General features: G+C 71.0%; 12 protein-coding genes. 11 read left to right on the forward strand and 1 reads right to left on the reverse strand.

Annotation, left to right across the window (positions count from 1 at the left end; translation table 11 throughout):
• Positions 1 to 7 precede the first annotated feature (7 nt).
• The 11 genes from HCU62_RS00610 to HCU62_RS12400 all read left to right on the forward strand — a co-directional run bounded on the left by HCU62_RS00610 (position 8) and on the right by HCU62_RS12400 (position 12,136).
• On the forward strand, positions 8 to 649 hold the full coding sequence (locus HCU62_RS00610; RefSeq protein WP_163298881.1) for a pilus assembly protein PilP: 642 nt from the start codon (positions 8 to 10) through the stop codon (positions 647 to 649).
• Positions 650 to 652: 3 nt separating this feature from the next.
• A complete protein-coding gene (locus HCU62_RS00615; protein WP_169755343.1) occupies positions 653 to 2,383 on the forward strand; it encodes a tetratricopeptide repeat protein in 1,731 nt (576 codons plus the stop codon).
• 15 nt (positions 2,384 to 2,398) lie between these two features.
• Positions 2,399 to 4,057 carry a pilus (MSHA type) biogenesis protein MshL gene (mshL, locus tag HCU62_RS00620; RefSeq protein WP_163298879.1) on the forward strand — a complete coding sequence of 553 codons (1,659 nt, stop codon included), beginning with the start codon at positions 2,399 to 2,401 and terminating at the stop codon, positions 4,055 to 4,057.
• A 151-nt stretch (positions 4,058 to 4,208) separates the two neighbouring features.
• A complete protein-coding gene (gene nikR / locus HCU62_RS00625) occupies positions 4,209 to 4,652 on the forward strand; it encodes a nickel-responsive transcriptional regulator NikR (protein WP_163298878.1) in 444 nt (147 codons plus the stop codon).
• A 64-nt stretch (positions 4,653 to 4,716) separates the two neighbouring features.
• Positions 4,717 to 7,170, forward strand: a complete 2,454-nt coding sequence (gene gyrA / locus HCU62_RS00630) for a DNA gyrase subunit A (protein WP_163298877.1) — start codon at positions 4,717 to 4,719, stop codon at positions 7,168 to 7,170.
• A 142-nt stretch (positions 7,171 to 7,312) separates the two neighbouring features.
• On the forward strand, positions 7,313 to 8,326 hold the full coding sequence (locus HCU62_RS00635) for an NAD(P)H-dependent glycerol-3-phosphate dehydrogenase (RefSeq protein ID WP_163298876.1): 1,014 nt from the start codon (positions 7,313 to 7,315) through the stop codon (positions 8,324 to 8,326).
• A gap of 44 nt (positions 8,327 to 8,370) precedes the next feature.
• A complete protein-coding gene (locus tag HCU62_RS00640; RefSeq protein WP_163298875.1) occupies positions 8,371 to 8,826 on the forward strand; it encodes a universal stress protein in 456 nt (151 codons plus the stop codon).
• A gap of 5 nt (positions 8,827 to 8,831) precedes the next feature.
• Positions 8,832 to 9,575 (forward strand): UPF0280 family protein, encoded by a 744-nt coding sequence (locus HCU62_RS00645; protein WP_246325161.1) that lies wholly within the window; start codon positions 8,832 to 8,834, stop codon positions 9,573 to 9,575.
• A 206-nt stretch (positions 9,576 to 9,781) separates the two neighbouring features.
• Complete coding sequence (locus HCU62_RS00650) at positions 9,782 to 10,561, forward strand: MBL fold metallo-hydrolase (RefSeq protein WP_163298874.1); 780 nt, start codon at positions 9,782 to 9,784, stop codon at positions 10,559 to 10,561.
• 202 nt (positions 10,562 to 10,763) lie between these two features.
• On the forward strand, positions 10,764 to 11,159 hold the full coding sequence (locus HCU62_RS00655) for a DUF2914 domain-containing protein (RefSeq protein WP_163298873.1): 396 nt from the start codon (positions 10,764 to 10,766) through the stop codon (positions 11,157 to 11,159).
• Positions 11,160 to 11,464: 305 nt separating this feature from the next.
• Positions 11,465 to 12,136 (forward strand): YkgJ family cysteine cluster protein, encoded by a 672-nt coding sequence (locus tag HCU62_RS12400; RefSeq protein ID WP_169755344.1) that lies wholly within the window; start codon positions 11,465 to 11,467, stop codon positions 12,134 to 12,136.
• A gap of 28 nt (positions 12,137 to 12,164) precedes the next feature.
• On the opposite strand, the gene HCU62_RS00665 is transcribed toward HCU62_RS12400, so the two are convergent.
• The gene (locus HCU62_RS00665) at positions 12,165 to 12,998 is read right to left on the reverse strand and encodes an FAD/NAD(P)-binding protein (RefSeq protein WP_163299967.1); all 834 of its coding nucleotides are present in this window, start codon (positions 12,996 to 12,998) and stop codon (positions 12,165 to 12,167) included.
• Positions 12,999 to 13,009: the final 11 nt, after the last annotated feature.

Consider the following 13,009-nt stretch of genomic DNA (forward strand, 5'->3'; position numbering starts at 1 on the left):
CGGAACCATGGCGGTCCTGAAGCAGATCATCGGGGAGGGCGGGCACCCCGCCGGGCGGCGCCTCTTCCTGCTGTGCGCCGTGTTGATCTCCGTGGTGCCGGGCCTTGCCGGGTGTGACACGCTTTCGGGCCTCCTCGGGGGAAGGGGCACGCGAAAGGCCCGCCCGGCGCCGAAGGCCAAGGTGGCGCAGAAGGTCCCGACGTCCAAGCGGGTGAAGGAGCTCGAGGCCCGGCTCGCCCGGCTGCTCGCCCCCGAGGCCTACCGGTTCTCGCCGGCGGGCAAGCCCGACCCCTTCCGCCCCTTCATGGAGGTCGCCGGGACGGGCCCCCAGAAGTCCCCGGCCCGCTCGAAGAAGGGGCCGGGCCCCGGCGCCAAGCCCGAGAAATGCGCCACGGTCCTCGAGTGCATCGACGTCGGCCAGCTCACCCTGGTGGCCATCGTCCGCGAGGCCGACGGGACCCGTCTGGCCATGGCCCAGGACGCCGCCGGTGTCGGCTATACCCTGCGGGAGGGCGACCGCGTGGGCTACCGGGGCGGGCGGGTCACCCGTATCCTCAAGGACCGGGTGGTGGTGACCGAGAAGGTGGAGAACGTCCAGGGGAAACTGGTGCCCATGGACCGGGTCCTGCTGCTATATCCGGAGGAATAGAAGATGAAATGCCAGAAGCGGCATGAAGGGCTGTGGATGCTGGCGGGGCTCCTGGCGCTCCTCGCCCTCGGCGGGCCGGGGTCCCTCCGGGCGGCCGGGACGGGCGCCGCCGTGAACAAGGACGTGGCGGACTGGCTCGCGGAGCTCAAGCAGCCCCCGGCCGCCAACGCCACGGCCGAAAAGTCCGAGGCCGCGCCCGCCGGCAAGGCGAAGGCCTCGGCCGCCGCGCCGGCCGCGCCCTTCGGGCTCGAGGGGCTCTACGGCGATGCGAAGCGGATCAGCGTGGACTTCTACAAGGTGGACCTCCACAACGTCTTCCGCCTGCTCGGGCAGATCAGCGGCAAGAACATCGTGGTGGACGAGTCGGTCCGCGGCACGCTGACCCTGGCCCTCCAGGATGTCCCGTGGACCTTCGTTCTGGACGTCATCAAGAACCTCAAGAACCTCGGCAGCGAGGAACGCTTCAACACCATCATGATCTTTCCCCGGGGCAAGGCCCTGAACTGGACCACCGACGAGGCCACCGGGGCCAGCGGACAGGTCATGGTGCGGTCGCCGGTCATCCAGGCGGTCCCGAAGAAACCCACGGCCAAGGTCGAGGCCAAGGCGCCGGAACGGCAGCTCGAGATCAAGCGGACCCTCCAGGCCGGGATCTCCTCCGCCGATCTCCTCGAGGCCCAGAAGTACATCGGCCAGGGCAAGCAGGCGGAGCGGCGCGGCGAGTTTTCCCGCGCGGTCCGGTTCTACGACAAGGCCCTCCAGAAGTGGCCCACCAACGTGACCCTGGCCAAGAAGCTGGCGGCGATCTGCCTCGGCCGCCTCGGGGACAACGTGGGGGCGCTGCGCTACGCGCGGCTCGCGCTCAAGGCCTCGCCGGTGGACACCGGCGCCGCGGTCTACGCGGCCCTGGCCCTCTCCCGGCTGGGCAAGGCGGCCGAGGCCCGGGTCTACTACGAAAAGGCCCTCCTGACCCGCTCTCCCTCTCCCTTCGCCCTCTACAACTACGCGGTGTTCTCCGAGCAGCAGGGCTCCTACCGGGCCGCCCTCCGGCTCATCGAGCGTTACGAGGCCATCGCCGGGGTCACGGGGGAGACCCTCCTCATGAAGGCCCGGCTGCTGGCCCGGCTCGGCAAGACCCGCCGGGCCATCCAGGAATACGAGGCCTTCCTCAAGGCCGGGGCCCGGCAGCCCGAGAAGATGCGGCGCTACGCCGAGGCGGAGCTGGCCAGGCTCAAGGCCGAGGAGGCGGCCCGCCGCGAGCGCGAGGCGGTGGAGGCGGCCCCCGTGCCGCCGCCCGTGGCGCCGCCGGAGGTGATCCCCGTGCCCGAGGGGCCGCCGGAGGCCCCGCCCCCGGCCGAGTCGGCCCCGATGCCGGCGGAGGCCGTCCCGGAGATCCGCGAGATGCTGGAGGAGGTGACGACGCCCGAGGAGGCACCTGTGCCGCCGCCCGAGGCGCCGGCCTCGACCATGGAAGCGGTTCCCGAAACGGCGCCCGCCCCGGCGGAAGCGCCGCCCGAGGCGACTCCGGCCCCGGAGGCGCCCGCGGCCCCGGCACCGCCGGCCGCGGAATCCGCCCCGGCTCCCGGCGTCGCCGCCGAACCCGCCGCCCCCGAGGCGGAGGCCCCGCCCCCGGCCGAGTCGGTGCCCGAGGTGCGGGAGCTGCTCGACCAGGTCCTGGAGTCCGGCGAGGCGGCCGGTGGTCCCGCCAACGACACCGGCGGGCCGACACCCTAGAGCGGAGTGCATGACATGGATACCCGTATGAGAGTGGTGCCCGAGAAGAAGGTTCTCCTGGTGCTGGCGGCCGCGGCCGGTCTCCTGGCCCTGGCCGGCTGCGGCGCTTCCGGCCAGAAGGCCGCGCCTCCGGCCCCCGCCGCCGCCGGCCAGGCGGCGGGCGCCGCCCCGGCCGAGGCGGCCCCCGCCGCCTGGAACCCCCAGTACAAGATCCAGGACGTGGAGCTGCCCAACGAGCCGGTGGTCCTCAAGGAAGAGCTCCCCAAGATGAAGGTGGGGGCCGACATCGAGGCCCGAAACGGCACCGTGGTCCTCCGGGACCTCATCAAGGGGCTGGCCGAGCTCAAGAACATGAACGTGAGCTGGGCGAGCGACGTGAACCAGCAGGCCCTGGTGGATGTCGACATCAAGGCGGAGGACGACTTCTTCACCGCCATCTCGAACATCCTGCGCCAGCTGGACTATTTCTTCGAGTACAAGGGCAACACCATCATCGTCAAGTACAAGGAGACCAAGCGCTACTACCTCCCCATGCCCTTCGTGAAGGCCAACTACAGCAGCAACGTGGGCGGTGACCTCCTCGGCGCTGCCGAGGGGGCCTCCGGGGTGATGAAGGGGACGCTCCAGGTGAACCACTCCGGCGACTCCGTGGACCTCTGGGCCACGGTGGAGCAGAACCTCGACAAGCTGCTCCAGCTGGCGGCCACCCAGGCGGCCGCCCCGGCCTCGGGGACCGCCGCGGCCCAGGGCCAGCAGCAGGGCGGCGCCAACGCGCCACCCCCGCCGACGCAGGCCACCGCCGACCGCCAGGGCTTCTACTACACCATCGACAAGCCCCTCGGGATCGTGACGGTCACGGCTCCCCGCTCCATCCAGGAACAGGTGGCCAACTATATCACCAACCTCAAGACGGAACTCTCCCGCCAGGTGGTCATCGAGGCCCGCATCATCGAGGTGCGGCTGAACAAGGAGCACCAGGAGGGGATCGACTGGAGCGAGCTCCTCAAGAATTCCGCCTTCGCCGCCTTGGTGGACTTCGGCGACCTCGGGCAGATCTACCCGCGCCAGGGGATCAAGTTCATCAGCGACGTCTTCCTCGATTCCAAGTCCTTCGGGATCCTGGTGGACTTCCTGGACGAGTTCGGGGACGTCCGGGTCCTCTCCAATCCGAAGCTCTCCCTCATGAACGGGCAGCCCGCCATGATCACCGTGGGTGACAGCGTCCGCTACATCGACAAGGTGGAGTCCAACGTGGACCCCGAGACCCGGATCATCACCTACACGGTCACCACGGCCAGCGTCCTCTCCGGCCTGGGCTTCTCGGTGATGGCCAACATCGCCGACAACGAGGAGGTGATCCTCCAGATCACCCCCGTGACCTCCCAGCTCCAGGAGCCCATCGAGTACCGCTCCTTCGGCCAGGTGGGGAACGAGAACGAGGTGGGCCTCCCCCGGGTGAAGCTCCGGGAGATGACCACCATGGCCCGGGTGAAGAACGGGCAGCTGCTGGTGATCGGCGGCCTCATCGACGACACCACGGGGACGGAGGTCATCAAGGTGCCCCTCCTCGGCGACATCCCCTTCATCGGGCGCTACCTCTTCACCAACACCCGAAAGTACGACAACAAGCGGGAGCTCGTCATCCTGCTCCGGCCCGAGATCACCCAGATCTGACGCGGCCGTGCCAACGCCGCCACGGCGGGCGCCCCTGCGGGGCGCCCCGCCTTTTTGGGGCGGGGAGGGCTTTTCATAACTTATTGACTTTATTTGCGAAGGGTGGTTAATTGGGGCGGTGCGACGACCGCGCGGAAAGGATCCTTCGCCCATGCCCCGCCCCAAGAAGTCCCCCGCCCTGGTCCGGTTCGGGGTCTCCATCCCGGGGGAGCTCATTCGGGCCTTCGACCGGTACCTCGATGAACGGGAGTACCGGAACCGGTCCGAGGCCATCCGGGACCTCATCCGCGAGCGGCTCGTGGAGCAGGAGTGGGAGCTCGAGGCCGAGGGGCGCGAGGTCATCGGCACCATCACCTACGTCTACGACCACCACCGGCGGGAGCTGGTGGACGCCATCCTCGAGATCCAGCACCACTTCCCCGAGGAGGTGGTGGCCTCCCAGCATGTTCACCTCGACCACCACAACTGCCTCGAGGTGGCCATCGTCAAGGGCGGGGCCGCCGCCCTCCGCCGCCTGGCCGACAAGCTTCGGGCCCTCAAGGGCATCAAGCACTGCCAGCTCACCATGACCACCACGGGGGCCTCCCTGACCTGAAGCCGCCGGGGCCGCCGCCCGGGCCGGCACCCGCCGTGTGCCCCCGGCCGCGAGGAGAGATTGCATGACCGAGCAGGGTGAAACCTTCCACAGGCAGCAGCGCGACATCGCCGAGGAACTGCGGCGGTCCTACCTGGACTACGCCATGAGCGTCATCATCGGCCGGGCGCTGCCCGACGTCCGCGACGGCCTAAAACCCGTGCACCGGCGGATCCTCTACGCCATGCACGAGCTCAAGAACGACTACAACAAGCCCTACAAGAAGTCGGCCCGGGTCGTGGGCGACGTCATCGGCAAGTACCACCCCCACGGGGATCAGGCGGCCTACGACACCATCGTGCGCATGGCCCAGGACTTCGCCATGCGCTACCCCTTGGTGGACGGCCAGGGCAACTTCGGGTCCATCGACGGCGATTCCGCCGCCGCCATGCGCTACACCGAGGTGCGGCTGACTCGGCTGGCCCACGAGCTCATGGCCGACCTCGAGAAGGAGACGGTGGACTTCCAGCCCAACTACGACAACTCCCTCCAGGAGCCGGTGGTGCTGCCCACCAAGGTGCCCAACCTCCTGGTCAACGGCTCGGCGGGCATCGCCGTGGGGATGGCCACCAACATCCCGCCGCACAACCTGGGCGAGGTGGTGGACGCCCTGGTTGCCCTCATCCGGGATCCCAACGCCACCGTGGCGGACCTCATGGCCCATCTGCCCGCCCCGGACTTTCCCACCGGCGGCTTCATCTGCGGCCGAAGGGGCATCCAGGAGGCCTACGAGACGGGCCGGGGCATCCTGAAGCTTCGGGCCCGGGCCACCATCGAGAAGCAGGCCAAGGGCAACCGGGAGCACATCGTCATCACCGAGATCCCCTACCAGGTGAACAAGGCGAAGCTCGTGGAGCGGATCGCAGAGCTGGCCGCCGCCAAGAAGATCGAGGGGATCGCCGAGGTCCGGGACGAGTCCGACCGGGAGGGCCTCCGGGTGGTGGTGGAGCTCAAGCGGGACGGGGTGGCCCAGGTGGTGCTGAATCACCTCTACAAGCACACCCCCATGGAGACGAGCTTCGGGATCATCTTCCTCGCCATCGTGAACGGCCGGCCGGAGCTCCTGAACCTCAAGGAACTCCTGGGGCACTTCATCCAGCACCGCCGGAGCGTCGTCATCCGCCGGACCACCTACGACCTCCGGAAGGCCGAGGCCCGGGCCCACGTCCTGGAGGGCCTCAAGACGGCCCTGGACCATCTGGACGCGGTGGTGGCCCTCATCCGCGGCTCCCGGAGCCCCCGCGCGGCCCGGGAGGGCCTCATGGAGCGGTTCGGGCTCACCGAGATCCAGGCCCAGGCCATCCTCGACATGAAGCTCCAGCGGCTCACCGGCCTGGAGCGGGAGAAGATCCTCGAGGAATACGCGCAGGTCCTCAAGGACATCGAGCGGTTCCGGCAGATCCTGGCCAGCGACGCCCTGGTGCTCGAGATCGTGGAGGAGGAACTCCTGGCCCTGAAAGAGACCTACGCCGACCCCCGCCGGACCGAGGTGGTGGGCGACCCGAAGGAGATCCGCCTCGAGGACCTCATCGTCGAGGAAGACATGGTGGTCACCGTCTCCCACGGCGGCTACATCAAGCGCAATCCGCTCAGCCTCTACCGGAGCCAGCGGCGCGGGGGCAAGGGGGTCACCGGGCTGGACAGCCGGCGTGAGGACTTCGTCTCGCACCTCTTCGTGGCCTCCACCCACGACTACTTCCTCTGCTTCAGCAACCTCGGGCGGCTCTACTGGCTCAAGGTCTACGAGATCCCGCAGGCCGGGCGCATGAGCCGCGGAAAGGCCCTGGTGAACCTCCTCCCCCTCGACCGGGAGGCCGGGGAGCGGATCGCCGCGGTGATCCCGGTCCGCTCCTTCGACACCGGCCAGTTCGTGGTCATGGCGACCCGGCTGGGCACGGTGAAGAAGACCCCGCTCGAGGCCTTTTCGCACCCCCGGCCGAAGGGGCTCCTGGCCGCCACGGTGCACGAGGGCGACGAGATCATGGCCGCGGCCCTCACCGGGGGCGACGAGCGGATCTTCCTCTGCACCCGGGACGGGATGAGCATCCACTTCCCCGAGACGGACGTCCGCCCCATGGGCCGGCTGGCGGCCGGTGTGCGCGGCATCCGTCTGGCGCCCGGCGACGCGGTGGTGGCCATGGAGGTGCACGGCACCGACGAGGCCACCTTGCTCACCGTGACCGAAAAGGGCTATGGTAAAAGGACACCGGTGGAGGAGTACCGCCTGCAGTCCCGGGGCGGGAAGGGGATCATCAACTTCAGGGTCGGACCCAAGACGGGCAAGGTCGTCGGGGCCCTCCTGGTCCAGGAAAGCGACGAGGTCATGCTGGTGGGCGCCAGCGGGAACATCATCCGGTTCTCCGTGCGGGATATCCGCGCCATCGGCCGGTCCACCCAGGGCGTCCGGCTCATCCAGCTGGCCGACGGGGATCGGCTGGCGGCGGTGGCCAGGCTGGCCGAGCAGGACGACGAGGCGTGAGGGCGTCGCGGCCATCGGGGAGCGGGGTCGCGGGCGTGCCGCCAGCGGGGCACCTCCCCGGCCGCCGGGCCCGAAGATCTTGCGCCGTGCACGTGGCCGCCCGGCCGCGGCGGGGCGTGAACCCGTTGCGAGTCCACCAGGGATGAAACGAGTCGGCGTCATCGGGGCGGGGAGCTGGGGCACGGCCTTGGCCCTGTTGCTGGCCCGGAAGGGCCACGAGGTGGTCCTATGGGCGCGCCGGCCCGTTCACGCCAGCAAGCTCGACCGCAGCCGGGAAAATGCCTCCTATCTTCCGGGGTTTCCGCTCCCGCCCGAGATGGTGATCACCTCGGACCTCGCCGACGTGGCGGAGGCGGAACTCCTCCTCGTGGTGGTCCCCTCCCACGGGCTGCGGGAGGTGGCTGGGGCGCTGGCCCCGCACCTGTCGGGGGGCGGCCCGAAGGCCGTGGTCTCCGCCGCCAAGGGCATCGAGAACGGGACCCTCCGGACCATGACCGACGTGCTCCAGGAGGAGCTGCCGCCCGAGGCGGGGGCCCGGGTGGCGGTGCTCTCCGGCCCGAGTTTCGCCCGCGAGGTGGCCGCCGATCTCCCCACCGCGGTGACCGTGGCGGCCCAGGACCACCGGGTGGCCGCCTGGGTCCAGGAGGTCATGGCCACCGGGAGCTTCCGGGTCTACACCAGCACCGACGTGGTGGGGGTGCAGCTCGGCGGGGCCCTCAAGAACGTCATGGCCGTGGCCGCCGGGATCTCCGACGGCCTCGGGTTCGGCACCAACACCCGGGCCGCCCTGGTGACCCGGGGGCTGGCCGAGATGGCCCGTCTCGGCGTGCGGCTCGGGGCCAATCCCCTGACCTTCGCCGGTCTGGCGGGCCTGGGGGACCTGGTCCTCACCTGTACCGGGGATCTCAGCCGGAACCGGCAGGTGGGGCTCCGGCTCGGCCGGGGGGAGGCCCTCCAGGCCATCCTCGACGACATGAACATGGTGGCCGAAGGGGTGAAGACCTCCCGGGCCGCCAGGGACCTCGCCGCCCGGCACGGCGTGGAGATGCCCATCACCGAGCAGGTATGCCGGGTCCTGCACGAGGGGTTCGACCCGCGGGAGGCGGTTCGGGAGCTCATGCTCCGGCCGCCCCGGGCCGAGGCGGAATTCGTCTGAGGCGTTGCCGGGGGCGGCACTCCGGCGCGCGACCGGGAGGTATCGTGGAGATCCGGAAGATCCTTTTCCCCGTGGACCTGGCCGACCCGGCCGGGGCCGAGGCGGTGGCGGCGCGGGTCCGCGCCTTCGCCGAGGCCTTCGGGGCCGAGGTCCTGGCCGTCCACGTGGTGGCGGAACTCGCCGACATGAGCGGGCTGTCGGTGCCCGCCGAGACCCTGTCTGGCCTCGAGGCCGACGCCGTGGCGGGGGCCGAGCGGAAGCTCGCGGCCTTCGTGGCGGACCGCCTCGGCGGCCTGCCCGTGGCCACCCAGGTCCGCCTGGGCGACGTGGCGGAAGAGCTTCTGGCGGCCGTCGGCGACTCCGGTGCCGACCTGGTCATCATGGGCACCCACGGCCGCAAGGGGCTCGACTGGGTGGTCTTCGGCAGCGTGGCCGCGCGCCTGGTGCGCGCCGCCGCCGTGCCGGTGCTCACCGTGAACCCCGGCACGGGCGCCGGCTAGGCCGGATGGGCCGGGCCGGGCCGGCGGAAGGCGAGCGCTTCTACCGGGCGGCCATGCGGCGCCCGGGGCTGGCGGCCTTCCGGGTGCGCCACCGCGAGACGGACCTCCACGTGCAGGCCGAGCGCCCCGTGCCGGAGGCGGTCTCGCGGTGGATCATCGAGGCCCGGACCGGCATCGAGACCTACGCGCGGCGCCGCCCGGGTTTTGTCGAAGCCCTGGAGCCGTGGCCCGAAGACCCCTTCGCTCCGCCCGTGGTCCGGGAGATGATCCGGGCCGGGGCGGCCGCCGGCGTGGGGCCCATGGCCGCGGTGGCCGGGGCCATCGCCGAGTACGTCGGCCGCCGGCTCCGGGAAGAGACCGGCGGGGAGGTCATCGTGGAGAACGGGGGCGACCTCTTCGTCTGGACCCACGGCCCCGCCACGGCGAAGGTCTGGGCCGGGGATTCCCCCTTCAGCGGCCGGGTGGGGCTGCGCCTCGCCCCGGCAAAGATGCCCTTGGGGCTCTGCACGTCCTCGGGCAGGATCGGCCATTCCCGGAGCTTCGGCCGGGCCCACGCCGTCACCGTGGCGGCGCCCGTGGCCGCCCTGGCCGATGCCGCGGCCACGGCGGCGGCGAACTGCGTCGCCGGCCCTGCCGACGTGGATGCGGCCCTGGCGCTCCTCCAGCGGATCCCCGGGGTGTCCGGAGGGCTGGTGATCGTCGGCAGGCGGCTCGGCGCCTGGGGGGACATCGAGCTGGCACCTATCTGACGGGGGCGCGGCCATGGGGGATGGCGTCGCGAGAATCACCAATCACGGTGGTGCTTCAAGCCTCTCGGCCCCTCGTGGTCCCCGGCGACGCCTCGTTCCCCGCGATGGTCGCGCCCTCTCCTCGGCGATTCTCGCCTATCCATCCTCGCGCCTTGCTTGTGGCGATTTTTGCTGAGCCATCCACTCAGAGGACTTACGAGGCCATCATGGGAGGCGACCTTCTGGAACTCATCATCCTCGGATCCGGGACGTGCGTTCCCTCCCTCCGCCGGGCCGGGCCGGCGGTCTGCCTCCGGGCCGGCGGGCGGACCCTCCTGGTGGACGCCGCCGCCGGCACCCTCCGGCAGCTGGTGCGGGCGGGCGTCGCCCACGACCAGGTGGATGCCGTCCTTTTCACCCACCTCCATCCCGACCATGTGGGGGAGTTCGTTCCCTTCCTCTTCGCCATGAAGTACGCCCCGGGCTACCAACGCGAGGCGCCGGTCACGGTGCTGGCCGCCCGGGGCTTCTCGGCCTTCTACGGGCACCTCCAGGCGGCCTTCGGCCGGTGGGTGGAGCCGGGCCCGGGCCGGCTCGAGGTGCGGGAGCTGCCGGTCTCCGGCCCCGCGGAGACGGAACTCGGCCCGCTCCGCGTTTGCAGCGGGCCCACGCGCCACACGCCCATGAGCCTCGGGTACCGGGTGGAGACGCCGGCGGGGCGGTCGGTGGTCTTTTCGGGCGACACGGATGTCAGCCCCGAGCTGGTGGCGCTGGCCGCCGGGGCGGACATCTTCGTATGCGAGTGCGCGGCCCCGGAAGGGCACAAGGTGGAGGGGCACCTGACGCCCTCGGAGGCGGGGCGGATGGCGGCCGAGGCCGGGGTCGGGCGCCTGGTGCTCACGCACTTCTACCCCGAATGCGACGCCCATGACCTCGTCACGCCCTGTGCCCGGTTCTACGACGGCCCGATCCTGGTGGCGGAGGACTTCCTCCGGCTCGCCGCATGAAGGGGATGTTGCCCCGCGCCGCGCCGGCCGGAGCGCGAGGGGCTTCAGGTTTTCGGGCGGCTGGGCCGAAAAGGGAGGTGTCGGGGCGGCCGTTGACAAAACGGCGCCTTTCGACTAGGCCAGAGAATAAAATAACAGGCCGGCCCGCCCCTTGGGGCGACCCCGGCAGGACGCAACGCAAGCGGAAAAGGAGAGTGGATCCATGAAACCGAGAGGCCTCATCTGGTTGCTGGTCGTGGCGGCGCTGTTCTTGCTCCCCTTCCTGGCCCAGGCCCAGGAACTCCAGGTGCACGATGCCGCCATCGCCACGTTCATCGAGGATCGCATGCCCCAAGGGGTGGGCGAGACCTTCCCCGCCGACGTGGGCAAGCTCTACGCCTTCACCCGCATCGTCGGGGCCGAGGCAGAGACCACGGTGACCCACAAGTGGTACCACGGCGACCAGCTGATGGCCGAGATCACCTTGCCCGTCCGGTCCAACAACTGGCGGACCTGGAGCAGCAAGAACATCTGGCAGGGGTGGACCGGCCAGTGGCGGGTGGACGTCGTGGGGCCGGACGGAACGGTGCTCAAGTCCATCACCTTCACCATCCAGTAGTCCCGGTTCTCGACACGACCGCAGGGCGACGGGCCTTTGCCCGCCGCCCTTTTTTGATGGCCCCGGGGAAAGCCCTCTGAGTGGATGGCTCAGCAAAGATCGCCAGGTGCAAGCCGCAAGGATGTCGGGGTGTGGAGCGTACGGTACGCCGCAATGACGAGAACATGCGAAGTGCCGCGGCCCCCCGCGCATCTCGACGACGCCATCTTTTTGTCTCGTGCGCGGCCTTTCCGGTTGTGCCGGGCGGGAGGGACGTTGTACAAGGGAGGCAGGAGCCGGGCGGGGGAGCCAGGGGAGGAGGCGCCGTGGGGGCGGATCGGCCGGGGGCGGCTGCCGGTTGGCAGGAGGAGGGCCGGGATCTCTGGCGGCGCCTCGTCCGCCCCGACCGCCACGCCCTGCTGCTCGACCGGGACCTCCTCGCCGACCTCGATGCCTATGGCCTTTCCGGCCTGCTCCGGGAGCGGGAGGGGTGGCTGCACCCGGCGGTCCCCTGGGAACTCCTCCTCGACGACTACCTGCTTCCCGAGGTGCTCTTCCACTACGCGGCGCTGCTCCGGCTGGGGGTGCTCCCCGTGCTCGAGGCGGCGGCCGCCCGGCCGCCCGAGCCCGACGGGTGCGGGCGGTGCGGGGCCTGCTGCCTCTCCATGGCCTTCACCATCGAGACCCGGGCGGCGGACGTCCGGCGGCTCCGGGCCTTCCTCCGGGCGCCCGGGGTCGGGATGACGCCCCGGCGGGCCGCGGTCCTCGCCGGCAGCCTCGCCCGGGCCTGGTGCGGGGCGCGGCGGGTGGGGGCGGGCGAGGGGATGCTCCTGGCCTGCCCGCTTCTTGCCCGGGCGGGGAAAGGGGCCGCGGCGTGCGCCGCCTATGCCGCTCGGCCCGAGGTGTGCCGGGGCTTTTCCCGGGCACAGTGCGAGCGGTTCCTGGAGGAGCGCCGGCGCTGGAAGGAGCGGCGCCGGGCGACAGCCGCCGGGGAGTGAGGTCCGGAGCCGCCGAACGTCCGCCGGATCAATACTCGGCGGGCAGCCGCCGGACCTCGGCCCGGGTGAAGACGGGGCCGTCCGTGCAGACGGTGGCGGGCCCCACGGTGCAGTGGCCGCAGACCCCGAGCCCGCACTTCATCCGGTTCTCCAGGGAGAGGTAGACCTGCTCGTCGCGCCAGCCGAGCTTCTCCAGCGGCGGCATGGTGAACTTGATCATGATGGGGGGGCCGCAGACCAGGGCGGCGGCGTTGTCCGGCGGCGGCGCCACCTGCTCGGCCACCGCCGGGACGAAGCCCACGAGCCCGTCCCAGCCGGGGGCCTCCCGGTCCACGGTGACGTGGACGGCAAGGTCGTCTCGGGCCGCCCAGGCCTCGAATTCCTTCCGGTAGAGGAGCATGCCCGGGGTGCGCGCCCCATAGATCACCGTGATACGGCCGTAGTCCGAGCGGTGGGCGAGCAGGTGCACCAGGGCCGCCCGGAGGGTGGTGAAGGCGAAGCCGCCGGCGATGATGACGATGTTCTTCCCCCTGAGGGCGTCCAGGGGAAAGCCGTTTCCCAGGGGGCCGCGGACGCCGATCCGGGCGCCGGGGTGCATTCGGTGCAGGGCGGTGGTGACCACGCCGGCCCGGTTCACCGTGAAGAGAAGGTGCCCGGTCTCCTCCGGCGCCGAGGCGATGCCGATGGGGATCTCGCCCTTTCCGGCGAGGGAGAGCATGGCGAACTGGCCGGGGACGTGGCGCCAGCGGGTGCGGTCGGCCTCCCGTTCGAGCACGAGGCGGAAGGTCTTGAGGCTGCCGTCCTCGGTCTCCACCACGATGTCGTCGATCCGGGCGGGAAGGGGGATGTAGGGGTTCTCCATGGTCCGGGTCC

The organism is Dissulfurirhabdus thermomarina (assembly GCF_012979235.1).
GTDB lineage: Bacteria > Desulfobacterota > Dissulfuribacteria > Dissulfuribacterales > Dissulfurirhabdaceae > Dissulfurirhabdus > Dissulfurirhabdus thermomarina.

What these genes read in the sequence shown, in the direction of transcription:
- HCU62_RS00610 (WP_163298881.1), top strand. Translation starts at nt 8, where the DNA reads ATGGCGGTCCTGAAGCAGATCATCGGGGAGGGCGGGCACCCCGCCGGG.
- HCU62_RS00650 (WP_163298874.1), top strand. Translation starts at nt 9,782, where the DNA reads ATGGGAGGCGACCTTCTGGAACTCATCATCCTCGGATCCGGGACGTGC.
- HCU62_RS00645 (WP_246325161.1), top strand. Translation starts at nt 8,832, where the DNA reads ATGGGCCGGGCCGGGCCGGCGGAAGGCGAGCGCTTCTACCGGGCGGCC.
- HCU62_RS00655 (WP_163298873.1), top strand. Translation starts at nt 10,764, where the DNA reads ATGAAACCGAGAGGCCTCATCTGGTTGCTGGTCGTGGCGGCGCTGTTC.
- HCU62_RS00635 (WP_163298876.1), top strand. Translation starts at nt 7,313, where the DNA reads ATGAAACGAGTCGGCGTCATCGGGGCGGGGAGCTGGGGCACGGCCTTG.
- HCU62_RS00615 (WP_169755343.1), top strand. Translation starts at nt 653, where the DNA reads ATGAAATGCCAGAAGCGGCATGAAGGGCTGTGGATGCTGGCGGGGCTC.
- nikR (WP_163298878.1), top strand. Translation starts at nt 4,209, where the DNA reads ATGCCCCGCCCCAAGAAGTCCCCCGCCCTGGTCCGGTTCGGGGTCTCC.
- gyrA (WP_163298877.1), top strand. Translation starts at nt 4,717, where the DNA reads ATGACCGAGCAGGGTGAAACCTTCCACAGGCAGCAGCGCGACATCGCC.
- HCU62_RS00665 (WP_163299967.1), bottom strand. Translation starts at nt 12,998, where the DNA reads ATGGAGAACCCCTACATCCCCCTTCCCGCCCGGATCGACGACATCGTG.
- mshL (WP_163298879.1), top strand. Translation starts at nt 2,399, where the DNA reads ATGGATACCCGTATGAGAGTGGTGCCCGAGAAGAAGGTTCTCCTGGTG.